This window comes from Streptomyces sp. NPDC050548, from assembly GCF_044457385.1.
In the GTDB taxonomy this organism is placed as follows: domain Bacteria; phylum Actinomycetota; class Actinomycetes; order Streptomycetales; family Streptomycetaceae; genus Streptomyces.
Genome location: NZ_JBITGV010000016.1, coordinates 157,497 through 183,767 on the forward strand (window position 1 = coordinate 157,497; position 26,271 = coordinate 183,767).

At 72.0% G+C, this 26,271-nt stretch carries 13 protein-coding genes and 1 pseudogene; 6 read left to right on the plus strand and 8 right to left on the minus strand.

Going from position 1 to position 26,271, the window contains the following annotated elements; all coding sequences use genetic code 11:
- Window positions 1–312 precede the first annotated feature (312 nt).
- The 3 genes from ACIBJH_RS35980 (at window position 313) to ACIBJH_RS35990 (ending at window position 8,951) form a co-directional block, all read left to right on the plus strand.
- The gene (locus ACIBJH_RS35980) at window positions 313–3,630 is read left to right on the plus strand and encodes a lectin (RefSeq protein ID WP_399121149.1); all 3,318 of its coding nucleotides are present in this window, start codon (window positions 313–315) and stop codon (window positions 3,628–3,630) included.
- A 282-nt stretch (window positions 3,631–3,912) separates the two neighbouring features.
- On the plus strand, window positions 3,913–7,998 hold the full coding sequence (locus ACIBJH_RS35985) for a beta-galactosidase (protein ID WP_399121150.1): 4,086 nt from the start codon (window positions 3,913–3,915) through the stop codon (window positions 7,996–7,998).
- Window positions 7,999–8,159: 161 nt separating this feature from the next.
- On the plus strand, window positions 8,160–8,951 hold the full coding sequence (locus ACIBJH_RS35990) for a hypothetical protein (protein WP_399121151.1): 792 nt from the start codon (window positions 8,160–8,162) through the stop codon (window positions 8,949–8,951).
- Window positions 8,952–9,074: 123 nt separating this feature from the next.
- On the opposite strand, the gene ACIBJH_RS35995 is transcribed toward ACIBJH_RS35990, so the two are convergent.
- The 7 genes and pseudogenes from ACIBJH_RS35995 to ACIBJH_RS36025 form a co-directional block, all read right to left on the minus strand.
- Window positions 9,075–10,949 (minus strand): hypothetical protein, encoded by a 1,875-nt coding sequence (locus ACIBJH_RS35995; protein ID WP_399121152.1) that lies wholly within the window; start codon window positions 10,947–10,949, stop codon window positions 9,075–9,077.
- Window positions 10,946–14,470 (minus strand): DUF5682 family protein, encoded by a 3,525-nt coding sequence (locus tag ACIBJH_RS36000; protein WP_399121153.1) that lies wholly within the window; start codon window positions 14,468–14,470, stop codon window positions 10,946–10,948. The genes ACIBJH_RS35995 and ACIBJH_RS36000 overlap by 4 nt, the downstream gene beginning before the upstream one ends.
- Window positions 14,467–15,627 (minus strand): AAA family ATPase, encoded by a 1,161-nt coding sequence (locus tag ACIBJH_RS36005; RefSeq protein WP_399121154.1) that lies wholly within the window; start codon window positions 15,625–15,627, stop codon window positions 14,467–14,469. The genes ACIBJH_RS36000 and ACIBJH_RS36005 overlap by 4 nt, the downstream gene beginning before the upstream one ends.
- A gap of 78 nt (window positions 15,628–15,705) precedes the next feature.
- Window positions 15,706–20,598: a DNA-binding protein gene (locus ACIBJH_RS36010; protein WP_399121155.1), complete on the minus strand. Its 4,893-nt coding sequence runs from the start codon at window positions 20,596–20,598 to the stop codon at window positions 15,706–15,708.
- Window positions 20,595–21,461 carry a DUF4132 domain-containing protein gene (locus ACIBJH_RS36015; protein ID WP_399121156.1) on the minus strand — a complete coding sequence of 289 codons (867 nt, stop codon included), beginning with the start codon at window positions 21,459–21,461 and terminating at the stop codon, window positions 20,595–20,597. The genes ACIBJH_RS36010 and ACIBJH_RS36015 overlap by 4 nt, the downstream gene beginning before the upstream one ends.
- Before the next feature lie 271 nt (window positions 21,462–21,732).
- A complete protein-coding gene (locus tag ACIBJH_RS36020) occupies window positions 21,733–22,968 on the minus strand; it encodes a PP2C family protein-serine/threonine phosphatase (RefSeq protein ID WP_399121157.1) in 1,236 nt (411 codons plus the stop codon).
- A gap of 203 nt (window positions 22,969–23,171) precedes the next feature.
- Window positions 23,172–23,465, minus strand: a pseudogene (locus tag ACIBJH_RS36025) (hypothetical protein); the annotation flags it as partial.
- Between the two features lie 6 nt (window positions 23,466–23,471).
- On the opposite strand from ACIBJH_RS36025, the gene ACIBJH_RS36030 reads away from it, so the two are divergent.
- Window positions 23,472–23,612 (plus strand): TetR family transcriptional regulator C-terminal domain-containing protein, encoded by a 141-nt coding sequence (locus ACIBJH_RS36030; protein ID WP_399121234.1) that lies wholly within the window; start codon window positions 23,472–23,474, stop codon window positions 23,610–23,612.
- 129 nt (window positions 23,613–23,741) lie between these two features.
- Here ACIBJH_RS36030 and ACIBJH_RS36035 read toward each other — a convergent pair whose 3' ends face one another.
- On the minus strand, window positions 23,742–24,557 hold the full coding sequence (locus ACIBJH_RS36035) for an SAM-dependent methyltransferase (protein ID WP_399121158.1): 816 nt from the start codon (window positions 24,555–24,557) through the stop codon (window positions 23,742–23,744).
- A gap of 277 nt (window positions 24,558–24,834) precedes the next feature.
- Between ACIBJH_RS36035 and ACIBJH_RS36040 the strand changes: the two genes are divergently transcribed.
- Together ACIBJH_RS36040 and ACIBJH_RS36045 are read left to right on the plus strand one after the other, a co-directional pair.
- Window positions 24,835–25,692, plus strand: coding sequence for a serine hydrolase (locus ACIBJH_RS36040; RefSeq protein WP_399121159.1), 858 nt, complete (start codon window positions 24,835–24,837; stop codon window positions 25,690–25,692).
- Between the two features lie 280 nt (window positions 25,693–25,972).
- Window positions 25,973–26,185, plus strand: a complete 213-nt coding sequence (locus ACIBJH_RS36045; RefSeq protein WP_399121160.1) for a hypothetical protein — start codon at window positions 25,973–25,975, stop codon at window positions 26,183–26,185.
- Window positions 26,186–26,271: the final 86 nt, after the last annotated feature.

A 26,271-nucleotide genomic window follows, 5' to 3' on the forward strand; every position in this document is an offset into this window, starting at 1 on the left:
ATGGCCCTGGGGGCGCCGCCGCCATACGCACCCATCCGTGAACTTCGCGTTCAGAAAGTCCCGTTGACCTCGTTGACACGCCATCAGCTCACCCGTTTCACTCGACACTCGTGCGTGGCAACGTTGTCAGGCCGTCGGGGGCGACCGGAACTGTTGCCTGTCGCCGGCGTTCCGGGATCTCGGTGCGTCGGCACCTGTTGTGCCAGGCACGAATTGCTGCGGAGGCAACCGATGGTGAGACCCCGACATTCAGCTGCGCCACATGACCGCAAGAGATCCCGTCGATATTTCGCCCTGTTCTGCGTTCTGGGAATGGCCGTCCTCCCGCTCCCGGCGGTGGGCAACGCCTATGCCGCGAGCGGCGCGACACCGGCCCTGGTGACTGACCCCGCGTCCCTCGTCAACCCCCTCATCGGCACCTCCGGCGCGGTGGACACCTTCCCCGGCCCCGACATGCCCGCCGGAATGGTCCAGTGGGGTCCCGACACGACGCCCGACCGCCCCGACGGTGGCGGCTACGAGTACAACGACAACAAGATCTCCGGCTACAGCCTCACCCACATCTCGGGCCCGGGCTGCCCCGTCGCGGGCGACCTGCCCATCCTGCCGGTGACCGGCGCACTGTCGGGCGACCTCGGCAACACGTCCGCCGGCTTCAGCCACGCCGACGAGCAGGCGGGGCTGGGCTACTACAAGGTCACCGACGCGAACGGCGTCAAGACCGAGTTGACCGACACCACCCGCGCCGGTCTCGGCCGCTTCACCTTCCCCGCGGGGCAGCAGGCGAACCTGCTGTTCAAGCTCAGCGGCGGTGCCACCCGGATCGACGGAACCCGCGTCCAGGTCGTGAACAGCCAGGAGATCAGCGGGGCGATCGACAGCGGTCACTTCTGCGGTGCCGCCAACAGGTACACGCTGCACTTCGACATCAAGTTCGACCGGCCGTTCACCGCGAGCGGTACCTGGGTCGGCGGCACCATCACCCCCGACGCGAAATCGCTGAAGGCCGGCAAGGTCCAACAGGCCCCGCAGACCTCGAAGTCGGCGCCGCTGAAGGAGAAGCACTTCACCGTCCCGGCGAAGCCGGCCCCGACGATCCACCCGAGCGCCAACAAGCACTCCGGTACGCCGTCCCCGGCATCCAGCGCCGCATCGCGGACACCCGCTGCCACCCAGCCGCCCACCACCGGCGCGAACGGCATGTATCTGACCTTCGACACCGCCTCGAACCCCACGGTGAACGCCAAGGTCGGCATCTCGTACACGAGTGACGCCGGAGCGGCGAACAACCTCTCCACCGAGATCAAGAAGTGGGACCTCGCCGCCGTCGAGCAGGCCAACCACGACGCCTGGAACGCGGTGCTGACCAAGCTCCGGATCGGCGGCGGCTCCGCGAACCAACAGACGCAGTTCTACACCGCGCTCTACCACGCGCTGCTGCACCCGAACGTCTTCTCCGACGACAACGGCCAGTACATGGGCATGGACAACCAGGTCCACACGCTGGCCAAGGGGCAGAAGGCCCAGTACGCCAACTACTCCGGCTGGGACACCTACCGCTCCCAGACCCAGCTGATGGCGCTGGTCGAGCCGAAGGTCGCCGGTGACGTCGTCACCTCGATGCTCAACGGCTATGACCAGACAGGCCTGTTGCCCAAGTGGGCCTCGAACAACGGCGAGAGCTACGTCATGGTCGGCGACCCGGCCGCCGGCATCATCGCCGACGCGTACGCCTTCGGCGCGACGAACTTCGACACGGCCAAGGCACTCGCCGCCCTCCAGCACGAGGCCACCGTCCCGAACAACGACCGCCCCGGCGAGCCGGTACGGGACGCGAAGGGCTACCTCCCGCTCGACGAGAACGACTACAACTGCTGCAACTTCTACGGCCCCGTCTCCACCCAACTCGAATACGACTCCGCCGACTACGCCGTCGCCGCCTTCGCGAAGTCGCTCGGGAAGACCGACGTCTACGAGAAGTTCGCCACCCGCGCCCAGGACTGGATGAACGTCTTCAACCCGCAGACCGGCTACATGCAGGCCAAGAACAAGGACGGCCAGTTCGCGGGCGGCTTCACCCCGGGCACCTCCAACGGTTTCGTGGAGGGCACGTCCGCCCAGTACACGCCGATGGTGCCCTTCAACCTGCGCCAGCTCATCCAGGCGCGGGGCGGCGACACGGCGTACTCCACCTACCTGGACAGCCTGCTCGACGACATCACTCACCCCGGCAACACCGACGCCGACCTGAGCAACGAACCCAGTGTCGAGATCCCCTGGGAGTACGACTACACGGGCCAGCCGTGGAAGACGCAGGCGGCCGTCCGTGACGCCCAGCAGAACCTGTACTTCAACGCGCCCGTCGGCTCGTTCGGCAACGACGACCTCGGCGCGATGAGCTCCTGGTACGTCTGGTCCGAGCTGGGTATGTACCCGGAGACCCCGGGCACGGACACCCTGGCGCTCGGCAGCCCGGCGTTCCCGGTGGCCAAGGTGACCCTCGGCAACGGCAAGACCGTCGGCATCAACGCACCGCAGGCCGCGCCGGACGCGCCGTACGTGCAGGCGCTCGCCGTCAAGGGCAAGGCGTGGAACAGCTCCTGGCTGAGCTATCAGCAGTTCCAGGGCGCGGGCACGCTCGACTTCACGCTCGGCACCGCGCCCGACAAGTCCTGGGCGTCCGACCCTTCGGCCGCGCCGCCCTCGGACACCACGGGCGGCGGCCGGGTGCTGGCCGCGACCGGTCCCTCCAGCGACGGCCTGGTGCTCCAACCGGGCGTGTCCGGTGACGGCACGCTCGACCTGACCAACCTCGGCAGTACGGCCGTCACGGTCGACTGGAAGGCGACGGCACCCTCCGGCGTCACGCTGGACACCTCGTCCGGCTCGCTGACGGTGCCCGCGACGGGCAGCGCCGAGGCGAAGGTCGGGGTGACGGCGGGCGCGAGCGAGGGCACCTACCCGGTCACCTTCGCGCTCACCGACCACAGCACGGGTGCGGCCCTGAGCGGGGCGACGCTCCGCGTGGCCGTGGCCAAGGCCGGAGCGCTGTGGCCGTACGACACCAACGAGGGCATCTACCCCGACGGCACCTCCTTCTCGGGCGGATTCGACAACGGCGGCTGGGCCTTCTCGCAGAACGCACTGTCTGCGGCCGGTGTCACCAGCGGCTCGACCGTCACCGCCGACGGCATCTCCTACACCTGGCCGACAGTGACGGCCGGGCAGCTGGACAACCTGGAGATGGCCGGCCAGACCATCCCGATGCCGTCCGGCGCGTCCGGCGCGTCGCTCGGGCTGCTGGGCACGGCGACCAACGCGCCGACCGACGGCAGCGGGGTCTCGGGCACGGTGACCGTCACCTACACCGACGGCACCACCTCGAAGGCGACGATCGGCTTCTCGGACTGGACGCTCAACGGCGGCGGCAGCACACCACTCCCGGGTGACACGACGGCCGTCACGACCGCCTACCGGAACACGGGGAGCGGAGGCCGGGACAACGTCAAGGCCTACGTCTTCGCCACCAAGGTCCCGCTGGACGCGTCCAAGCAGGTCGCGTCGATCACGCTGCCGGTGACCGGCTCGACGGGCGCGGACCACCTGTTCGCGTACGGATTCGGCCGGTAGCGCGGTCGGTTGAGGCACTGGCAGTCCTGATGACGCCGGGCCGGTTCCCGGACGCGAGCCCGGGAACCGGCGCCTCAACTGTCTTCTCCCGACCCATTGTGGTGATCCCTGTGCACCTTTACTGTTCGGCTTTGCCTGAGTCTGTTTGACGCTGTTCGCCCAGTCGGTCTGGAGGCCGCCGTGCGGGGTAGTCGGAACGGTTCGGAAGGTGCGAGACCCGGTCGATGCCGGTGGTGGAGGGCCGTCCTCGCGGCGACCGCGACCATCGCCCTCGCGGCGGGCATGACCGGCCCGGCCACGGCGGCGGCGCGGGACGTCGGCGAGCAGACGCCCACCGCCGGTTCGGACGCCTCGGCCGTCGCTCCGCAGGCGCACACCGTGACGCTCGACGGCTACTCGTTCCTCGTCGACGGCAAACGCACCTACCTGTGGTCCGGCGAGTTCCACTACTTCCGGCTCCCGAGCCAGGACCTGTGGCGCGACATCTTCCAGAAGATGAAGGCCGCCGGCTTCAACTCGACCTCCCTGTACTTCGATTGGGGCTATCACTCGCCCAAGCCGGGCGTGTACGACTTCACCGGGGTGCGGGACGTCGACAAGCTCCTCGACATGGCCCAGGAGGCCGGCCTCTACGTCATCGCCCGCCCGGCGCCGTACATCAACGCGGAGGTCGACGGCGGCGGACTGCCCGGCTGGCTGAGCACCAAGGCCGGGAACAACCGCAGCGACGACCCACAGTTCCTCAAGTACGCCGACGAGTGGCTGACGCAGATCGACCGGATCGTCGCCCGCCACCAACTGACCAACGGCACCGGGTCGGTGATCGCCTATCAGGTCGAGAACGAGTACTACAACGGCTCGGCCGCCGGCCGCTCGTACATGCAGCACCTGGAGGACAAGGCCCGCGCCGACGGCATCACCGTCCCGCTGACCGGCAACAACAACGGCACCTTCAACTCCGGGACCGGCGCCCTGGACGTCGACGGCCCGGACTCCTACCCGCAGGGCTTCAACTGCTCCAACCCCGCGAAGTGGAACGGCGTCCCCGACATCAGCTACGACCACCCGGCCGGAAAACCGCTCTACTCACCGGAGTTCCAGGGCGGCGCCTTCGACCCCTGGGGCGGACCCGGCTACGACAAGTGCGCCCAGCTCATCAACGACCAGTTCGCCAACGTCTTCTACAAGCAGAACATCGCCGTCGGCGCCACCGCGCAGAACTTCTACATGACCTACGGCGGCACCAACTGGGGCTGGCTCGGCATGCCCCAGAACTACACGTCGTACGACTACGGGGCCGCGATCCGCGAGACACGCCAACTCGACCCGAAGTACTACGAGGACAAGCTCATCGGGTACTTCACCCAGTCGGTCGCCCCGCTGACCGAGACCGAGGCGATCAGGGCCACACCGCCGGACGGCTCGGCGGTCGTCGACACCGCCCGGATGAACCCCGACACCAGGACCCAGTTCCACGTCCTGCGGCACGGCAACTCCACCTCCACGGCCGTGGACAAGACCCACATCTCCCTGGACTTCAACGCCCGGCCGACCAACGACACGACCTACACCTGGGACGACCCCGACTCCGCGCTGCAGTACGCCGGTTCGTGGTCCCACGTGGCCAACACGAGCTATACCGGCGGCGATTACAAACACACCGAGTCGTTCTCGAAAACGGCCGGCGACTCGCTCACCGTCCCCTTCGACGGCACCGCGATCCGCTGGATCGGCTCGAAGACCAACAACCACGGCAACGCCGACGTCTACCTCGACGGCACCAAGGTGGCCACGGTCGACGACTCCGGCAGCGAGAGCCAGGCGGTGCTCTTCCAGAAGGCAGGCCTGACGCCCGGCGCCCACACACTGAAGATCGTCGTCGCCGGTAGCCACAGCTCGGGATCCACCGACAACTACGTGGCCGTCGACGCCATCGACGTGCCCACGGCCGCCAGTTCGGAGCCGACCTACCCGGTCGTGCCGCAGCAGCCCGGCACCGCGATCACCCTCGACGGACGCGACTCCCACGTCATCGTGGCCAACTACCGCCTCGGCGATGCCCAGTTGCAGTACTCGACCTCCGAGATCATGACCGGCGCGACCATCGGGGACCGGGACGTCGCCGTGCTCTACGGCGACCAGGACAGCGACGGCGAAACCGTGCTGCGCTACGCCACCGAGCCCACCGTGACCGCCAACGGCGGGACGGTCGCGACCAGTTGGGACCCGGCCACCGGTGACCTCCGCCTGAACTACACGCACAAGGGCCTGATCCGCGTCAGCATCAACGGCGGCGGAGACCGCCCGCTGCTCCTGCTCGTCGGCGACAAGGCCACGGCGGAGACCTTCTGGCGGCAGGACACGGCGAGCGGCCCGGTGCTCGTGCGCGGCACCCACCTGCTGCGCACGGCGACCAGCCTGCACGGCGGCCACACCGTGGCGCTCACCGGCGACAACGCCGACGACAAGAACATCGAGGTGTTCACCTCCGCCGCCCAAGTCACCTGGAACGGCAGGACGTTGACCACCCACGCCACCGACACGGGCAGCCGCACCGGAAAGATCCCGGTCGCCGCCCCCGTGCACCTGCCGACCCTCACCGACTGGAAGCACGCCGAGGAGTCCCCCGAAGCGTCCGCCGGATTCGACGACACCAGCTGGCAGGTGGCCGACAAGGCGACCACCAACAGCCTCTCCGGCGTCAACTCACCACCGGTGCTCTACGCGGACGACTACGGCTTCCACACCGGCAACACGTGGTACCGGGGCCGCTTCCGCGCCACCGGCAAGGAGACCGGCATCCACCTGGTCTCGGACTCGGGAGGGGACGCGCAGGCGTTCTCCGTCTGGCTCAACGGGACCTTCCTCGGCAGCTCCACCACGGGCAGCGGTGACTTCACCTTCCCGGCGGGTGCGGTGAAGTCCACGGGCGACAACGTCATCTCCGTGCTCACCGTCAACATGGGACACGAGGAGGACTACAACTCCACCAACGGCAACAAGGCCGCGCGCGGCCTGACCAGCGCCTCCCTCGTCGGCGCGCCGCTGACGTCCGTCACCTGGCGCCTCCAGGGCGTACGGGGCGGGGAGGACCTCCAGGACACCGTCCGCGGTCCGCTGTCGACGGGCGGCCTCTACGGCGAACGGGCCGGCTGGTCCCTGCCGGGCTACCCGGACAGCAAGTGGAACCGCGTCTCCCTCCCGACGACCGACACGACACCCGGGGTCTCCTGGTACCGCGACGACGTCACCCTGGACCTGCCGCGCGGCCAGGACACCTCGCTCGGACTCACGTTCACCGACGACCCGGCACGCAAGTACCGCGCCACGATCTTCGTGAACGGCTGGCAGGTCGGTAACTACGTCAACTACCTCGGCCCGCAGCACACCTTTCCGGTCCCCAACGGGATCCTGAACCCCAACGGCCGCAACAGCATCGCCATCGCCGTGTGGAACCTCGACGGCAGCACCGGCGGCCTCGGCCAGGTCTCACTGACCGACTACGGCAGCTACGCCTCCTCCCTGCGCGTCGCACAGAACGACAGCCCGGGCTACGACCCCCGGACCTACGCGATGCCGAAGCGTCCGGGAGCGGAGGTCACCCTCGACGTGCCGGACACCGCCCAGCCGGGACAGGCCTTCACCGCCACGACGACTGTCCGGGTACCGAAGGACCGACAGTCCGCTTCCGCCCTGACGGCGTCGCTCACCGCGCCCGACGGCTGGAGCGTGAGCGCCCCCAGCCCCACATCGGTCAAGAGCCTGCGACCGGGCACATCGGCCACCTTCACCTGGAAGGTCGAACCGCCGACCGGAACGCTGCCGTCCGCCTCGGCACTCACCGCCACGGTGACCTACCGGCAGAACGGACGGCAGGCCGTCGGCGACGACGAGCGCATCGTCCGTGGGATCCCGCCGACTCCACCCGCCGGACAGAGCGACGTGAGCGGTCTGCCGTTCCTGTCGTCCACCAACGGATGGGGCCCGGTGGAACGGGACAGCAGCGTCGGCGAACAGGCGGCCGGTGACGGCCGTCCGATCACCATCGCGGGCGTGGGCTACGCCAAGGGCCTGGGCACCAACTCCGTGAGCGACGTCGAGCTGTATCTCGCCGGACAGTGCTCGCGGTTGACGGCGTACGTCGGCGTCGACGACGAGACGAACGGCGCGGGCACGGTCACGTTCTCCGTGATCGCCGACGGCAGGACCCTGGTCACCACCCCGACGATCCGCGGCAAACAGGACGCGGTGCCGATCGACGTCGACATCAGCGGCGCCCAGGTGCTCGACCTCAGGGTCGGCGACGCGGGGGACGGCAACGGCAACGACCACGGCGACTGGGGGACGCCCACGCTGACGTGTGGCTGATCGGACGCAGGACCCGGATCGTCCCCCTGCCGGACGGATGCGGCACCGGTTTCAGGAACAGGGCAACCGGGAGCGCTCTTCATGGGTCTAGCGACCGATGACACACCATCAGGTCCGTCGCTCGGGGAGGCGGCGGACCCAGCGTCCCGAGGGGGGACTCCATGCGCATCCGCCCAGCCGTCGCCGTCGCTTTCCTGACAGCCGTCCTTTCCGCATCGATGCTTCCGGCCACCGCCCAGGCGGCGGCCAGGAGCGCCGCCGACGACACCACGTTCTCGAACGTCGTGGTCAACGGGGGCAAGGACATCGTGCTCGGCCTGACCACCAGAAAGACCGTCACGATCACGTGGACGGCCCACGACCCGGACGGAGTCGTCGCGTCCTGGGCCTACCTGTGGCACGGCCCCAACACGGACGACGCCGACGGCGCCCTGCCGCTGTACCCGCCGACGGGAACATGCGCGGTGTCGCCGACGGACCCGACCACCTCCACGTGCAAGGTGAGCCTCGCCGTGGACGCCGCGCGGGACTTCGACCACAACGGCCTCGCCGGAACCTGGAACGTGCTCGCCGGGGCACAGGACGCGAAGGACGAATGGACGGAGATCGACGCCGCCGGCACGGCGAACTTCAAGCGGTACGCCAAGGTGACGGTCAACGCCTCGCCCGAGCCGGTGAAGAAGGGCAGGACGATCACCGTCGCCGGAAAGCTGACCCGCGCCAACTGGGACAGCGGCACCTACACCGGCTACCAGGCACGGCCGGTCCAGCTGCAGTTCCGTAAGAAGGGCAGCTCCGTCTACACCACGCTGAAGACCGTCACCAGCGGTGTCGGCGGCACGCTGAAGACCACGACGAAGGCAAAGACCGACGGCTACTTCCGTTTCGTCTTCACCGGCACCGCCACGACCGGTCCGTCCACGGCGGCAGGAGACTTCGTCGACGTCCGGTGACGGTCGGCGCCGACGGGTGCGGAAACTCCCCTCGCAGGTGACGATGAGCGTCAGCGAGGGGGCGAACCAGGCACCGGGAGAGGGAGACTGCAGCCACGTCACGACGCGACCCGGGACCGGTGGTCAAGCGGCGTCCGGCGGCTCCCAGGTGGCCCGGACCAACGCCCGTTCGGTGCCGGCCAGGTAGACGGCCGCGGCGAGCCAGGCACGCGCGTACCCGTCCGGGTCGGCTTCCTCGGTACGGCCGAACACATCGCGCCCACGCCGGTCCGCCTCCGCGGCGAGTGCGTGCGACAGGTCCGCGGCCGTCCGGAAACCGGCCCGCCGCAGCGCTACCACGGCCCCGGCCCGGTCGCCGTCACGCGCGGGCTCGGCGGCGGCCCTGCGCCCGCCGGACACGGCGACCTCGACGAGTCGCCGCAGCCGCCACAACGGCGCCTCGGCCACCGGGTCGGACGGGACACGGGGGAGTGGTCCGGCCGTCTCCAGGAGAGCGTCGGCGGGCGGCAGATGGCTGCCCTCGATGCGGTCGTAGCCCAGATCGGCGTGGCCCAGCCACTCCGGGGGCAGCCGCAGGGTCGCCGTACTCGCGTCCGGCGTCGGGCCATCGGTCTCGTCCGGTATCGGGCCGACGGCTAGCGGCCGTAGCGTGGCGGCGCGATCGGGGTCGAGGCGGCCGACGACGCGCAGCCGCAGGCCTGGGCGGGACGCCAGTCGGCGCAGGTTCGCGGTGTGGGCGAGGTCGGGGTGCCCGTTGGACGGCAGCAGGCGGATCAGCAGGCCGTCCAGGTCCGTCCGGCCCGAGGTCAACTCCTGGGCGAGCACCTGCTGTTCGATCACACCTACGATGACCAGATCACAGCCGATCAGCTCACCGGCCGACCGCTCGGCGCCCTCCGGATCGCTCACCGGAGCGTTCCCGAGCCGGGCGGCGACGGCCTCGGAGAGCGGCCGGGCGAACAGCGCGGCCAACGGGCCCGAGGTCCAGGACCGGCCCGCTACCGGCGTCGCCCGGACTCCCTTGCCGGCGCCGAGACGGCCGTCCGAGGACAGCGTCGCCCCCGAGATCAGCAGCCCGCCACGGGAGAGCCCGGCATGGTCGACGCTGCCCGAACCGAGCGCGACCGTGGCCGTGGCGGCTCCGCGCGCACGGGCGGGACCCCCCGGTTTCACGTCCGCGACGGTGAACCAGCGCCCGTCGTCGGAGATGACATGGGTGACCACCCCGCCGTAGCCGGTGGCGGAGATCACGGGCTCCCGGCACACCCCGTGCACGCGCAGCGCACCCTCCGGCCGGTAGGCGCGGCGGGCGGTTCCGACCAGCGCCGGGGCCGGATCGGCCGCCGCCAACAGGCCTGTGGTCAGCAGGAGTTCACGCAGATCGGCGACCAGATCGGCCAGCCGGTGGCCGTCATGGCGCGACCGCGCGCCCCGCAGGCCGCGGACCACCCGCAGTGCCGCCGCCTCCGCTCGGTGCAGCCCGGCGAGACGCGCCGTGTGCGAGGCGCGCAGCACCTCCGCCTGCGCCACCGCGCCCGCGGCGGGCACCCCGGCGGCCAGCACGGCAGCCGCGGCGGCCCACAACGAGCGGGCGGCCGTCAACTGCGCGTCCGTGGGGCCTGTTTGCGGCGGTGGCGCGACGGTGTCCTGCGCCGGCGGCTCGACCTCCGCGGAAGTGCCGCCCTCCTGCGCTACGGCCGTCTCCGCGTCCGCCACCGGACACGCGCCGAGCACGGCGGCGAGGTGCAGGCACCTCGGGGCCAGCAGACAACTGCACGCGGCCTCCCCGGCGTTCGTGACCGCTCCGGAAGGACCCGGAGTGAGGACGACCTCCGCGTCCTCACCGCACCGCACCCGCCGCACGGCACCCTCGACAGTGACGGGTGCGGCCACATACGTCTCGATCGCGGCGTCCAGCTTCTTGCGCAGCCGGGAGGTCAGGGCCTCCACGGCGGCAGCGGCCACCTCGGGCGCCACCGGGGGCAGTTCGGGGTTCATCGGGACTCTCCGCGGAGGCGTTCGCCCACCCAGCGGGCGAGGGCGAGGGGACTGAGGGCGGCGACGGGCATCCCGGCCGCGACGAGCTGTCGGGCCACCGGCACGGAGTAGCGCGGGGTGCCGTTGTCGTCCAGGGCGGCGCAGCCCATCAGATGCACCCCGGAACTCGCGAGCGCCCGTACCTCGCCCAGGAGTCCGCCCAGTGGGTAGCCCTCCTCGAAGTCGCTCACCACCACGACGAGGGTCCGGCTGGGTACGGTCACCAGGGAGCGGGCGTGGGCCAGTCCGGCGGCGATGTGGGTGCCGCCGCCCACCCGTACCTCCAGGAGCAGGGACAGCGGGTCCTCGACCTTGTCCGTCAGGTCGATCACGTCCGTCGAGAACGCCAGGAAGTGTGTGCTGAGCGTGGGCACTCCGCCCAGTACGGCGGCGGTCAGCGCCGACCAGATCACGGAGGCCTCCATCGACCCGGACACGTCGACCACCAGGATCAGCCGCCAGTCCGCCTCCTTGCGCGAACGGGTGCTGAACACCGGCCGTTCCGGCACGACCAGGGTGCTGCCGTCGGCCCTCTTACGGGCGTGGGCCAGGTTCGCCCGCAGGGTGCGCGGCAGGTCGATCCGGCCGCCAGGACGGCGGGTCGGACGAGGCGTGGCCAGTCCGGACAACGCGGGCCGCAGCCGGGTGGCCAACTCCTTGGCCAGTTCGTCGACCAGCCGGCGCACCAGCGGTCGCAGCCGGGCCAGCTGCTGCTCGGGCATCCCACCGGCCAGCGACAGCACGGAGGTCAGCAGATCGACCGAGGGGCGTACGGACTTGGGGTCGAGTTCGGCCAGTACGTCGCTACGGCCCTGATCGGCGGCGCGGGCGAGAACCTCCTCGCGCACCTCCGCGCCGAACAGCGCCTGGAGTTCCTCGGCCCACTCACGCGCGGACGGGAAGGAGGCGTCCTGCCCGCCGCCGGGACCGGTGTCCTGGCCCAGGTCCGAGGAACCCTCGCCGCGCCCCCTGCCGTACAGCTCGTCGAGCGCGTGCGCGTAACGGCGGGCGCCCGCCGGCAACTTGTCGCTCTCGCGGCCCAGGAGCAGACGCCATCTGTCCGTCGGCGTGAGGCGGAGTACGTCGTTGATCGACGGGTCCGGTACGCGCGCGGGACGTGTGACGGTGGTCCCGGGGTCCGGAGCATCGGCGGCTCGCGGCGTCGGGGGTGTCACCCGCAGCGCCTCCACCGCCGTACGGCCGGCCTCGTCCGCCGCCGCCCACAGGGCCAGCAGATGTGGGGAGGCGGACAGTGTCAGGTCGAGGCGGTCGCCCAGTCTCTCCGTGACCGTGTGCAGGAGACGGTCGCGGCCCGCCGGAGACAGGGTGTCGAAGCCGCCGCGCAGGGCGGGCAGTCGGTCCAGGAACGCCTGGTCGCCGAGCGAGTCGACCCGGTCGAGGAGGGGGTCGAGCGCGGTCGGCGCCGACTGGAGCAGGGGTGCGGCTCCGGTCAGCAGTCCGGCGAGTCTGCGGGCGAGCGCATGCCGTGCGTCGGGGCCGATGGCGGTGTCGATCCAACCGGCGGCCCGTGCGCCGAGAGCGTCGGCGTCGTCCAGGTCGAGCAGGACCCGGCAGGCGAGAGCGGCTCCCTGGACGAGGGGCGAGCCGGTGCGCGCGAGACCGCCGAGGGCTTCGTCCATGCGCAGTCCGAGGCGATGGTCGGCGGCGCGTGTGGCGAGGGCGACGAGCGCGGCGGCCTCCTCCGGGTCGTCGCTGCCCGCCAGGCCCGGCAGGGACCGTACCGCCGACTCCAGCAGATCGGCGGCGAGCACGCCGGCCGCCTGTCGGGTCTCGGGCGTGGTGCCGGGCAGATGGTCCCGGCGCAGCGCCTCCAACAGGTCGAGTCCGGTGAGGAGTTCGGGGAGCGTCGCGGAGGCGGGCAGTACCTCGGCGGCCTCGGCCAGCCGCTGGGCGACCAGGGCGGGCAGATCGCAGCGGGCGGCGTCCCGAAGTCCCGTCAGGACCAGGGCACTTGTGGGGCCGCCCTCCGCCGACTCCCGGCGGAAGGTCTCCCGCAGTGTTCCCTCGGCCGCCAGCGCGGCGGTCACGCCCCGTACCCCGGCCAGGTCCAGCCGGACGGGCACGGACGGCACCCACGCCAGCCGCCACCGGGTGGAGAGCGCGGCGGCGTCGCCGGTGCCGGTGACCTCGACGGGCTCGCCGTATCCCACCCCGCACACGTCGAGCCGCCTGAGGAGGATCTCGCGCCGGTTGTCGAGGGCCGAACGGAGTGGGTCCAGGCGCAGTTCGCGCGGAGCGGGGTCGTCCGGACCGGGCAGCCGCAGGGCGGTGAGTTCGGCCTCGACGGAAGGGGCGAGCCCGGAGCGCGGGGTGCCCGGCGCGACCCGGCCGCGGTCGGTGCCCACCAGGACCACTTCCAGGGCCCGCGCGAGCGCACGGCCCCGGCCGAGCGGCTCGCCCTGTCCCATCACGGACGTGAGCGCTTCCAACACCTCGCCCCGGCCCGGTGCCGGGAGCCCGCGCACCCGCGCGAGATCGCAGGCCACGCGCAACGTCTCGCGGGCCTCGCCGGTCCCCGCGGTGTGCCCGGCCGCGCGCAACTCACGGCACACTCCCGTGATGGCCCGCGCGGCGGCGTCGTACAGCAGCTCGGGATCGCCCGCCGCGCCGAACACCGCCTGTTGCCAGCGCGGGTCGCGGATCCCGGCCGGATAGCCGGACCGAGAGTCCAGCAGATCGAACGCGTACGGGACCAGGGAGGTGACGACGGACGAGGGCTCCCCCGGGAACACCGATGCCGTCCCCTCCACCCCCGCGCCATCGGTCAGCGCCGGTGCGTGGAAGGCGCCGATCACCGCCGCGACGCGGCGTCCGCCGGTCGCCGCGAGGGCGATCGTCTCCCGCATATGGGCCTCGCGCGCCAGGTCCACCGCGGGCACTCCGTCCGACGACTCGGCGTCCTGGCGCAGCGCCCAGCCGACGCCCAGGGCGGCCCGGCGCAGCGACTCGGGGGCGCAGCCCGGGGCGAGGACCTCCACGCTGCGGTCCCACAGGTCGTCCCCGTCACGGCCGGTCCCGGCCGCGGTGAGCGCCTGCGCGAAGGAGGTGGGCGCCTGCCGGTCATTGGCCTCGGCGGGCTCGGGCACCTCCGCGTGCCAGCGCGGATCGGCCATCGGCAGGTCGCAGCAGACGACCTCCACTCCCCGCTCCCGTGCCCAGCGGACCGCGGCGAGTTCGGGCGAGAAGTCGGCGAACGGGTAGAAGCCGAGCCGTCCGTCCGCACCCGCACCCGCACCCGCGAGCGCGACCGGCGCCAGCGTGCCGGGCGCGGCGAGATGGGTCAGCCACGGCTGGAAGTCCACCGGGAGTTCCACGCACACCACTTCGGCACCGGCCGCGTCCAGCAGCGCGGGCACGGCGGCTGCGAGCGCCGGGCTGTGGTGCCGTACGCCCAGCAGGTACGGCACCACGGAGTCGGCCAGGGTGTCGAGCGCGATCCTGGGGTCCTGAGCGGTCGTCACCGAAGGTTCTCCCGCAGGTCCCAGAGGCGGCGCCAGGTCACGGAGCCGTCCTCGGCGCGGCGGCGCACCGGGCCGTCCCAGTAGCCCAACAGGCGTGCGTGGTCGGTGGGATCGTCCTTGCGGACCACGCCCAGGAGGTGGCCGGGCACCAGGTCGAGGGGGTCCCCGGCGGGCAGGTAGGCGGTGGCCACTCCGAGGGAGACGGCGACCTGCACGGCCTCAGCGGTGGACATCACCGTGCCGGGGCGCTCCACGTCCCAGCCCTCGGCCGAGCGTCCGGCCCGCAGATCACGGAAGACGGTCACCAGGACGTCGAGCACCGCGTCGTCGACGTCGAAGGCCGCGCCCGCCCGCTCGACGGCCGCGACGGCCTGTCGTTTCACGAGCGCGGTCTCGGCGTCGACGTCCGAGATCGGGTGCACCGTCTCGAAGTTGAAGCGGCGCTTGAGCGCGGCGGACATCTCCGACACACCGCGGTCGCGCAGGTTGGCGGTGGCGATGACGGTGAAGCCGGGGGCGGCGGCGACCTGCGCGTCGTCCGTACCGGACAGCTCGGGAACGCTCATGCGGCGGTCCGAGAGGATCGACACCAGCGCGTCCTGCACCTCGGGCAGACAGCGGGTGATCTCCTCGACGCGCGCCACCCGTCCGGAGCGCATGGCGGCGAGCACGGGCGAGTCCACCAGGGCCTGGGGTGTGGGGCCCTGGGCGAGGAGGAGGGCGTAGTTCCAGCCGTAGCGCAGGGCGTCCTCGGTGGTGCCCGCGGTGCCCTGCACGGTGAGCGCGCTGGTGCCGCAGACGGCCGCCGCCAGCTGTTCGGACAGCATCGACTTGGCCGTGCCGGGCTCACCGACCAGCAGCAGTCCGCGCTCTCCGGCGAGCGTGACCACGCACCGTTCCACCAGGGCGCGTTCGCCGACGAACTTGGGGGCTATGACGAGTTCGCGGGGCAGTGTCTCGTGGGGCTCGGCGAGCTTGAGCGGTTCGCCGGCGGTGCCGCACACGAAGGTGATGACGGAGCGGGGAGTCAGCCGCCAGCCGGGCGGGCGGGGCCCCTCGTCGTGGGCGGCGAGGAAGGCGAGTTCGGTGGCGTGGCGCTCTTCGGCGGGCAGCGTCTGCCGGTCGGGCAGGGTCCTCGCCGTGTCGGTCGGGGTCATGAATGTCCTTGCTGGGTAGGTCTGTTGGTCGTTGGTGAGGGGGCGCCGGTGGTGTCCGGCGCCCCGGTACGGCATCCGTCAGCGGCGGCGGCCCCGGCGCACCTTCAGCTCCTCGAACCGGGGTGCGTCGCCCTCGCGGACCCGCTGCCAGGCTCTGCGGTAGAGGTCCGCGGCCGGTTCGGTCGGCACGATCACGCCGAGGGGTGCCTGATCGCCGTCGGCGAGGTCGAACAGCGGCAGCTTCCAGCGCTCCAAGGGCACGCGCGGGGACGGCTGTTCGGCCCAGCCGCCGGGCAGGAAGAGCGAGCGTCCGGCCCTGGTCCGGGTGGCCTGGACCACGAGGTCGGTGGCGGCCAGTTCGGCGCGGGCCGCCTTGAGGCGGGCCGGCTTCCACCCCGTCCACCGGGCCGTCGTGCGGTCGGTCGGGTCGGGCATGGCGAGCAGTATCAGATACAGCGCGGCCGCGTCCTCGCCGAGGTCGTACTCCTTGGCCACCTCGACGACCAGATCGGGCACGGAGTGGCCCGGGTGCTGGGGCCACCAGGTGCCGTCCTTGTCGCACTCGCCCGCGATCGGCTCGCCGGGGTCGGCGAGAAGCGCCGCGAAACGGGGGTCGCGGACCAGCCGCAGGGCGACCTCGGCCGGATACGGCTGGTCGTTGACGCGGGTCGCGGGCAGGTAGGGATCCTGGCCGGCCTCGTCCAGGAGGTCGACCCGGATGCCCGGGGCGGGCTGGTCGTCCTGGGTGGCGAGGACGACGGCGCCGTAGCGCTCGAAGCCCGCACCGGTCTCGGTGGGGGTGCCCGCCGTCTTCCGGAACGCGGGGAGGCTGATGTACTGGTCGAGGTCGAGCATGAGCCCGGGGGCGGCGAGGCGTTGGCGCACGGCGGTGAGCGCGGGCGGCAGTGCGGCCCGGATCGGGTCGCCGGAGGGCAGCCGGTGGGCGAGCCACGCGGCGAGGCCGACCGAGCCGACCAGGATCTGCGCGGTGAACCCGGCCGTGTCGTCGCCGACCGGCCGTACCCGGTCGCCGATGACCTCCCAGCGCAGATCCCGGCTGAACTCCGGGGAGCGGGCCGGGTCCAGCAGCGCGGGCAGGGCGTCCCGCACTCGCCACGGGTTGTGCTTGAAGGCGCGGATGGCGTCGCTGAGCAGGTCCTCGGGTACGGCCGGACGCTTTCCGATCCTGCTGTTCCACACCGCGGCGCCCGCCGCCACGTCCGGGCCCTCGGTCCACAGGCGCACCGGGTCGGCGGGGAGCAGCGCGGCCACGACCGCGGCGCGGACGGCGCTGTCGAGGGCGCGCAGTTCGTCCTTGGCGACCGCCGCCGGGGCGACCTTCACCCCGATGACGGTGCGGGCCTCGGTGGTGAGGAAGGCCCGCTCGTAGGCGTCGACTCCGGGCAGTCCGGCGACGACGAGCCGGGCCATGGTCTCGGTGACGCCGGTCAGCCGGGCGAACTCCTCGGCGGCGTCCGGGAACCAGGGTGCCGGACCGCGCTCGTCGAGCGCGGCGAGGAACGCACCGAGCCGGCCCGGGTGTTCGTCCTCACCGATCGGCTCGCAGGCCAGGACCTTGTACGGCTCCGGAGCGGCGAACCGTCCGGTCGGGTCGTGGAACAGACCGGTGAAGTCGCAGCCGTCGTCGTTCGGGGATCCGTGTCCGGTCATCGCGATGAACGCGCCGTCCGCCAACGGCAGCAGCCCGTTCCAGGAGCCCTCCCGCCAGGCGCCCGAGGCCAGCCGCAGCCGGTGCGCGTCCAGGCGCAGGGTCACCGTGCGCCAGTGATCGGCCCTGCCGAGCCCCAACTGGTCGAATCGGGCGAGCAGTTGTCGAAGTGCCTTACGGTGCTCGTCGGTGGTGGTGCAGGCCGCCGCCCGATGGGCGAGGGCCGTCACCCGCCCGAGCAGGGTCTGCAACTCCGGCTGTCCGACGGGCAGTTCGGGCCCGTCGAGGTGGAGCCGGGCATCGCCCGGTTCCGGTACGACGTCGGTGGCGTCGGCGGCCCGGGTCAGCGTCCGCAGGACGCGGAAGACCGTGTCGGCCTGGTCGTCGCGGTTCCACCAGTAGCCGTTGGAGGCGCCGAGACCGCTCATCGCGTCGCGCAGCAGGCTGTCCGTCGGACCGGCCGGACCCTCGTCCGCCACGCCGCCTTCCAGGGCCAGGGTGAGCCGGGTCGCCGCCGCGTCCAGGACCGCCTGCTGGGCCGCCGCGTACCGCACGACCCCGGCGATGCCCGCGAGCAGGGCGGGGTGGGTGACGTGCAGCAGGGTGCGGATCGCGCCGGGCAGCGCCTCCGGTTCCTTGTCGCCGGCGGCCGACAGCAGGGCGGCGGCCGTGTCCCGGTCGATCTGCCGCAGTCCCGTGGAGCCCGCCGGGTCGCGCGGGGTCAGGCACTCCCAGTACTGCACCGGCGGCAGCAGCAGCGAGCCCTCGCCGAAGACGCCCGCCGTGCGGTCGGTCTTCCCCCGGGCGGTGACGACACCGTCCGCGTCGACCAGGTCGAGCTGCCAGCCGTTGTGCACGACGGCGGTGGGCCGCTCGGCGCCCGGGAACATCACCAGCGTGAACGGCCGGCCCGCGTCGGCGGGCAGCGTGAGGGAGTGTCCGGCGAGATCCTCGACACGCGTGGAGCCGTCGGGGAGTTCCAGCCTGCGCAGGCCCACAAGGCCGTCGACGGGCGCCGAGGCAGGGGCGGCGCCGGTCGTGGGGGAGGGCCGCAGCCGGCCCCCGGCGAAGGTGCTGCCCGCAGGGGCGTCGCGCAGCGCGTCGGCGAAGAAGGCGGGGCGGCTCATGCGTCCGCGCTCGTCGGTGGCCGGGTCGTACTCGTACCAGCCGTGCTCCTCCCGGTCTTCGGAATCCGCCTGCCAGACCCAGTAGTTGGCGCCGTCGAAGAGCAGCGGACGCTCCTCGGGCACGGTGGTGTCCCCGGCGTGCAGCACACCGCGACCGGTGGTCCGGCCGCCGCCGGGGAGCGGCAGGGTGATGGGGAAGTTGCCCTTGTACCAGTCCATCTCGGTGCCGCGGGTACCGCGCGGGCCTTCCAGGTTCTCGACCCGGTCGGCGCGGGTGTGCCAGTAGCCGCGCAGCCCGTCGTTGCGGCTGTTCCAGTAGACGAGGAGTTCGCCGTCGACGTGGTGGAAGCCGGGGTCGCCGTACCGGTCGTCCTTGGGGATGCGCAGGTCGTGGGTGAGCAGGGTGCCCTCGGCGCCGATGACCCGGGCCTGGGCCTCGCCGGCCACCACGAGGTGGGGCCAGGCGTCGGCGACGATCAGGTCCTCCACCTGCTTCTTCGGGACGAGTTCGGCCGCGGCCTCCTCCCAGGCGGGCCAGCCGAGTTCGTCGAAGAGCCCGGTCCGCAGGGTGTGTGCCAGCACGGGGGCGAGGTCGGTGGCGACCGCCTCGCGCACGTCCGCCTCGGCCAGTGCCAGCGCCTCGGCGGGCAGCCACTTCAGGCGGGCCAGTGCGTCGGGCAGCTGGGGCAGACCGACCGCGGTGAACCGCTCGACGACCGTGCGCACCCACTGGGTCAGCAGCGGACGGCAGCCAGGCGACTGTGCCAGCAGCCGGATGGCCCGCAGACCCGGCTCGTCGTCGCTGAACCGGTCCGCGCCCTTCAGGAAGGCACCGTGGAACCGGGCGTCGGCGCCCAGGTGCAGCAGGTCCCGGTGGCCGTCGCCCGAGGCCCACTGCTCCAGCGGCAGGGCGTGGCCCCGCTCCGGAGCCGCCACGGGTACGTCCAGGGACAGCAGCAGGTCGATCAGGTCGATGTCGTGGGTGACCTTCAACGCGCCGCCGGACGCGGCGAGTTCGGCCCGCAGTCGGTCCACCGCCCGCTCCACGAGCGGGTACAGCTGCGGCATCCGGGTCGAGCCGCGCCAGGACCGGGCCCGCTCACGGAACGTCAGGAAACGCTCCAGCCAGCCCGCCGTGCCGTCCCGGGGACGCTCCTCCTCGGGCAGGGCGGTGTCCCACAGCCCCGCCGTGGCACCGGAGTCCTCCAGCACCTGGAGCCACAGCGCGGGCATCTCGTCGTCGGAGCCCGCGGGGAGCATGTCCAACAGGGTGCCGCGCACCTGCCGTTCCCGCGCGGCCAGTGCCACCAGCGCGGCACGGTGGCCCTTCCACCAGCCGGCCGCGGCACGCAGCGTCGCCGGCAGACCGAGCAGCTCGGACAGGTAGTCCTGCTCGGCGAGGTCGGCGTCCTGCCCCGCTGCGCGGGCCAGCTTGCGCAGGTCGCCCGCCATCTGCGCGGACGGCGGCAGACCGCCCGCGGTACGCCGCAGACACAGCCTGGTGAAGCGCCGCAGCGCCTCCTCGGCCGGTACCCGCGCGGCCAGCTCCTTGCCGTAGGCGGACAGCACCTTCACCGGCAGCGCGCCCGCCAGCGCGAACTCCAGGAACACCGCGTCGAGCCGGTCCTCCTCGATGACGAGCCCGTGCTCCGCCTCGGCCTTGCGGGCCCGGGTGAACAACTGGGCCGCGTAGGTGGCGTTCTCCTCGGCGAGGAACACCCGGCCCGCCTGCTCGTAGAACGTCGGCAGGAAGTGCGGGACGGAGGCCGCCAGCCGCGCGCCGAGTTCCACGTAGGCGTCCAGCGCGGCTTTGGGCCGGGACTTCGCCTGCCGGGCCGCTCGCTCCAGGTCCGGTACGACACCGAGCGCGTGGTGCCCGTCCTCGGGATGGTGCACCAGCACCCACTCCGGGAAGCCCAGCGACTGGCGCAGCCCCAGCCCCACGACGGCCGGTTCGGCGGCCTGCTCCAGGCCGAGGAAACCGGCGGCCAGGTCCTCCGCCGCGCCCAGTTCACCGGCGACCAGCTGCACCACCACCCGGTCGTCGAGACCCGGGTGCGTATAGGTGCGCGCCGTCAGCGGCACCGCCCGCTCACCGGCGCCCTCCGCGTCCGGCGGCAGCACGGCCCCCGCCGCGAGCATGTCCTCGTACGACACCTGCGTCCCCCCGCTCATGCGCTCTTGCCTTCCTCGATGTCACGCCCGGCGTACAGCGCCGCCGCCATCCGCATCCCCTCGGACCAGGCCACCGGTCCCACCTCCCGCAACGGCAGGGCACGGCCGTCCTGGTCCTGCCAGCTGAGGCCACCGGTCTCCACCGTGTCCTCCCAGTACGGCTCCCCGATCCACACGGAGGCCTCGACCGTGCGCCCGCCGTCGCGCACCCGGGCCGTGGCGTAGCCGCCGGAGACGCGGTAGCCCAGCGAACTGGCGCGCGCGGCAAGGGCGAAGCGGGAGCGGAACGTGCCACCGGCGAACTCCCGTATCTCGGTGGCCTTGGGGGCGAGTTCGTCGGGGCGCTGCCAGGTCGCCCGGTGGATCTGCTCGACGCGCTGGACCATCCCCAGCTCGGCGGCGAACTCCCGGATGTCGTCGAGGTCCGGCAGCAGCACCGGGTGCGGCAGGGTCACCGTGCGCGGGGACAGCCGTACCGTCTCGCCGTCGAGGTTCACCACCCGTAGCTCGCCGTCCTCGGTGGTGCCCCGCAGGAAGCCGACCTCGTCGGGGTCGTCGCCGACCACGGCCAGGTCGCGCAGCGCCGACTGCCAGGCCTCGTCCGGCCACACCCGGACCAGCAGACCGGTGGGGACGGGCAGCGACGACACCATCCAGGAGTCGACCTGCGCGACACACCCCGCAGCGTGCCGATTCAGCCATTCGGCGAACCGCCGCAGCCGGTCCACCTCCGGGTGGTCCTTGAGTGCGCGCGGCAGTGACTTCAACTGCCGTCCCGCTGCCCGGCCCCCGGTGGCGCGCGCCGCCACCCGCCCCTCCACCAGGGCGACTTCATACCCGTCACCCGCCGACAGCCAACCCACTATGCCCCCGCCTCCACATCAACGCAGCCCGAAGAAAGCACAGTTCAGCCGGGACGTCCCGACATCTGTGCGACGACAAGTGGAACGTTAGCGGCGATCACTGACAATCGGCCGGGGAAGCTGTGGACGGGCTGAGACGAGACATCTGCGGAACCGGTGAACGAGGCGCGCGGCCATGCTCGTTCCACGTCCTCGCGCAGGTCCGGCGGGTGGTTCGCCGGGCCGCGAGTTCAGGCCAAACGCAGGGCCCCGGCCCGGAACGGACGCGCCGTCAAAGACGCAGGACGATCAGGGCCGTGTCGTCGGTGTTGCCCTCGGCGGGGAGCAGATCGGCGAGCAGGGCGTCGGCCATGGACTCGGGCTCCGCGTGCCGGTGGTGGGCGAGGGAGCCGGCGAGGCGGGCCAGACCGCGGTCGATGTCCTCCGTACGACGCTCGATCAGCCCGTCGGTGTACAGCACGAGGGTGGCGCCCTCGGCGAAGGGGACACTCGTCTGCACCCGGCCGACATGCTCGGGCATGGCGCCCAGGGGCGGGTCGGTGGCCTGGTCGAGGAAGGTGACCGTGCCGTCGGGGTCGAGCAGGGCCGGCGGCGGGTGGCCCGCGCAGCTGTAGGTGATGGTGTGGTCGTCCCAGTCGATGTACGTCGTGACCGCGGTGGCCGACTCGGCGCCCTCGACGAAACGGGAGTAGAGACCGAGCGCCTCAAGAGCGGCGCCCGGCCCGTCGGCGACCCGGCAGGCCGCGCTCAGGGCGCTGCGCAGCTGGCCCATGGCGCAGGCCGCCGCGAGACCGTGTCCGACCACGTCACCGACGGCGACCGCCATCCCGCCGTCGGGCAGGTCGACCAGGTCGTACCAGTCCCCGCAGACGTTCAGCGCGCCCACGGCGGGCTGGTAGCGGACGGCCGCCCGGTGATGGCCGACGGGTCGAGGCGGGGGCAGCATCGCCGCCTGCAGGGTGAGGGCCACCTCGCGCTCGTGGGCGTGGGCCGTGCGAAGCCGCTCGTTGACCTGCTGCAGCTCACGTGCCCGGGTGTACAGCTCGGCCTCCAGCACCCGGGCCCGGCTGTCGTCGGACCGGTCGCCGAAGCCCCGGACGAACTCGGTGACCTCCTCGACCCGGTGCACGATCAGCATCACTTCACCGTCCGGGCCGCGGACGGGCGCGTTGACCGGGCTCCAGAAGTGCTCCACCCAGCGGCCGGAGAGCGGGGGATCCTCGATGTCGTAGCGGAGGAGTGCCATGGTGTCGCGCTCCCCGGTGGTCACCGCGCGGAGCATCGACTCCCGGGTCTCGCGCATGCCTGCCGCCGCCGGGTCCTTGGGGTTCTCGGGGAAGACGTCGAAGATGTACCGGCCGACCAGTTCCTCGCGCTTGCGTCCCGACAGGCGCTGGAAGTCCTCGTTGGCGTCGAGGTAGACGAGCTCGGGGGTGAGCAGGGCCACCATCCCGGGCAGGTCGCGGAAGACCGCCGCGTAGTCGATCTCCGGATCCGGATCCTGCATGGTCTGCCCGCTTCGACGCCGATGGTCACTGTGTCGCTCCACGATAAGAGGGATCTGGCCATGAAGCCCGGAAACGGCACTTTTCGGTCCGCCAAGCAGCGGTGATGCCGTCGGCCGTCACCCGACCGAGTGGCCGGCCCGCGGAGGCCGCCGTGGGCGGCCGGGCGATGGTATTGCCCGATGGGCGGCCATGCCGTTCATGATCAGGTGTCCGTCGTGCCGACGACGCCGGTGGTGACCCGGCGGTAGGCGGCACGGGCGTGGAGGAGGCGGGCCAGAGCCGTGCCCAGCAGGGCGGCGGCGAACAGGCAGCCGAGCCAGAACGTGTCGCGGTGTCCGGCCCAGGTGAGGGTGCCTGCGGGCGGAATGGCGAAGCCGTTGAGGAAGAGCCGGCACAGCACCGCGATGCCGGGGGCCGCCGTGAAGCGGGCGCACAGACCGAGCACCACGGAGAGCAGGGACAGCGCGGCCAGCGCGGGCGAGGGCCGGTCGGGGCCGCGGACATCGAGGCCCTCGCCGACCGGTTCACCGCGATGGTCGACGGCCTGGCGATGCAGATCCTCGCCGGCTCGACCGAGATGCGGCCGGACCGCATGCGCTCACTCCTGCTGCGGGCCTTCGAACCGCACCTCGACCTGACCTGACCGATCGGCTCGGGACACCGGCCTCTGCCGAACCCTCCGAAGCGCCGGGGGCACCGGCCCGGCGCGAACCGGGTCCCGGCGCCCCCGCCGGCATCGATCTGTCGGAGCTTCGGAGTCAGGCTCGGGGTGTCACGGCTTCCGGGCGAGGCCGCCGTGCTCGCCGATCTGTTCCGGAGCCGGGGTGGCGGTTTCCGGACGCCAGAGGGGAACCGAGACCACACCGGGGTCCACCAGTTCCAGGCCTTCGAAGTAGGCGGTGATCTCGTCGACGGTGCGCAGGTTGTAGGGGACGGCGCCGCTCTCGTTGTAGGCGTCCTGAGCCTGCTCGAAGACCGGGTCGATGCCCCGCGAACCGTCGTTGATGGAGAGGTAACTGCCGGAAGGCAGCGCTTCCATCAGGCGGGTGACGATGGAGAGCGCCTGGTCGTGGGTGGCGACGTGGCCCAGGATGTTGCTGAGGATGAGCGCGGTGGGCCGGCTGAGGTCCAGCGTCTTGGCGGCCTCCGCCAGGATGCGGTCCGGGTCCGTCACATTGGCGTCCACGTAGGCGGTCACCCCCTCCGGCGTGGAGTAGAGCAGAGCGTGGGCGTGCGCGAGGACCATCGGGTCGTTGTCGACGTAGACGATCCGGGCCTCGGGGGCGATCCGCTGGGCGACCTGATGGGTGTTGTCAGCGGTCGGCAGGCCGGTGCCGACGTCCAGGAACTGGCGGATGCCCGCCTCGGAGACCAGGTATGTGATGTTGCGGCGCAGGAACGCGCGGCTGCTGCGGGCGATGGTCACGATGCCGGGGAAGACGGCCGTGTACGCGTCGCCGGCCTCCTCGTCCACGGGGTAGTTGTCCTTGCCGCCCAGCCAGTAGTTCCAGATCCGGGCCGAGTGCGGCACCGATGTGTCGATCTTCTGCTGTGCGGCCGGTCCGGGGGTCATTGCTTGGTCTGGCATGGGTAGCGTTCGTCCTTCAGCCGAGGTGTGCGGTGTCCGCCGCTCAACCTACGTCCCAACGGCCCGGCCGCGTAAGCCAGTTCATCTCTCCGGAGGAGCCGAGTGCCGGTCCGTGCACATTCCGTGACCCGGACCGCTGCCCGCCCCCGGGCGGCGCGGGAGCAGTGGTTATCCTCACAAATGCTACCCATAGTGCTTTTTCGTGGCACTGGTCACGTCGCGGAACCGCCGCCTCGTCTACGTTCGCAGCTCTGTGCCCCCGAACCGCCGAGGCCCCATGTCGTACCGACCGAATTCCCGCCCGACCACGCCGACCGCGAGCACGCCCGCCCGACGCGGCAGGCGGGCGGTACTCCTCACCGGAGCCGTGGCCGCCCTTCTCGCGGCCGGCGCGGCCGGTCCCGCCGCGGCAGCCGTCAGCACGCGGACGCCGGCGACGACCCCGCCGAGCCAGGCACGCCTGACGACCGCCGTACTGAACCTGGACCACCCCGACCGGAGTCCGCAGGTGCGCGGCAAGGACGTCCCCTACGACACGGCCAGCATCATCAAGGTCGACATCCTCGCCACGCTGCTCCTCCAGGCGCAGGACGCCGGACGTGGCCTCACCCAGCAGGAGCAGAGCCGGGCCGAGGCGATGATCGAACGCAGCGACAACGACGCGGCGACCGCACTCTGGCGGCAGACAGGCCAGGCCACCGGCCTGGAGACGGCGAACAAGCGCCTCGGCCTGTCCTCGACCGTGGGCGGATCCGGCGGCAAGTGGGGACTCACGCAGACCACGGCGACCGACCAGATCCGCCTGCTGCACGCGGCCTTCGCCGACGACGCAAGCGCGTCCGCACTGACCACGACGTCCCAGAACTACATCCGTACCCTGATGACCCGCATCTCCGCCGGACAGTCATGGGGCGTCTCGGCGGCCTCCGACGCCGGGTGGGCGCTCAAGAACGGCTGGCTGCAGCGCAGCACCACCGGCCTGTGGGACATCAACAGCGTCGGAGAGGTCACCTCGGGAACACACCACTACCTCGTCGCGGTCCTCTCCAACGGCAACGCCTCGATGGCGGGCGGCATCGCGGCGGTCGAAAGCGCGGCCCGCACGGCGGTCTCGGCGGCACAGGCGGCCGGCTGACAGCGGACCCCGCAGCGATCAGTCGACCGCGACTTTGGTACCACCCCGTGGAACTCACCTGCTGTTCCCCACGGCCGAGCCGCCTAACGTCGGGGTCGTACCCATCCCCGTGCCGCTGCGCGAGAGGAGAGGGGGACCGACGAAGAAGAGGGACGGACATGGAGTACGCGTTTCTCGGTTCCAGCGGGCTCAAGGTGTCGGAGCCCGTCGGGCAGGGCCCGAACGACGGCTCGTTCACCACGCCCTCTCCACCTACGCCGGTTGGGAGTTGACGGAGGCCGTGCTCACCGCGGACCGGCTCGGGGCCCGGCGGCCGGTCTGCCATCCGGTCCTGGGCCTCCCCGCGGTCGCGGTCCCGACCGGCGTCGTCGACGGCCTCCCGACCAGGGTCCAACTCCTGGGCGGCAAGCTCCAGGAACGCGTCCTGCTCCAGGCCGCGAAGGCGATCGAGTCGGCGGTGGGGAGGTTCACTCCGATCGACCCGATGCGGTGAACGCGCGGTCGCCCGGGCCACCGCAACGGCGGGTTCCGCAGCAGCGGGGGCTTCCCGCCCGGGCACGTCCCGCTCGAAGGAGCTGG

Bases quoted from the DNA above. Each gene is read 5' to 3' on its own strand.
- ACIBJH_RS36010 (WP_399121155.1), bottom strand. From the start codon at position 20,598: ATGAGCGGGGGGACGCAGGTGTCGTACGAGGACATGCTCGCGGCGGGG.
- ACIBJH_RS36020 (WP_399121157.1), bottom strand. From the start codon at position 22,968: ATGCAGGATCCGGATCCGGAGATCGACTACGCGGCGGTCTTCCGCGAC.
- ACIBJH_RS35985 (WP_399121150.1), top strand. From the start codon at position 3,913: ATGACCGGCCCGGCCACGGCGGCGGCGCGGGACGTCGGCGAGCAGACG.
- ACIBJH_RS36005 (WP_399121154.1), bottom strand. From the start codon at position 15,627: ATGACCCCGACCGACACGGCGAGGACCCTGCCCGACCGGCAGACGCTG.
- ACIBJH_RS35980 (WP_399121149.1), top strand. From the start codon at position 313: ATGGCCGTCCTCCCGCTCCCGGCGGTGGGCAACGCCTATGCCGCGAGC.
- ACIBJH_RS35995 (WP_399121152.1), bottom strand. From the start codon at position 10,949: ATGAACCCCGAACTGCCCCCGGTGGCGCCCGAGGTGGCCGCTGCCGCC.
- ACIBJH_RS35990 (WP_399121151.1), top strand. From the start codon at position 8,160: ATGCGCATCCGCCCAGCCGTCGCCGTCGCTTTCCTGACAGCCGTCCTT.
- ACIBJH_RS36040 (WP_399121159.1), top strand. From the start codon at position 24,835: ATGTCGTACCGACCGAATTCCCGCCCGACCACGCCGACCGCGAGCACG.
- ACIBJH_RS36035 (WP_399121158.1), bottom strand. From the start codon at position 24,557: ATGCCAGACCAAGCAATGACCCCCGGACCGGCCGCACAGCAGAAGATC.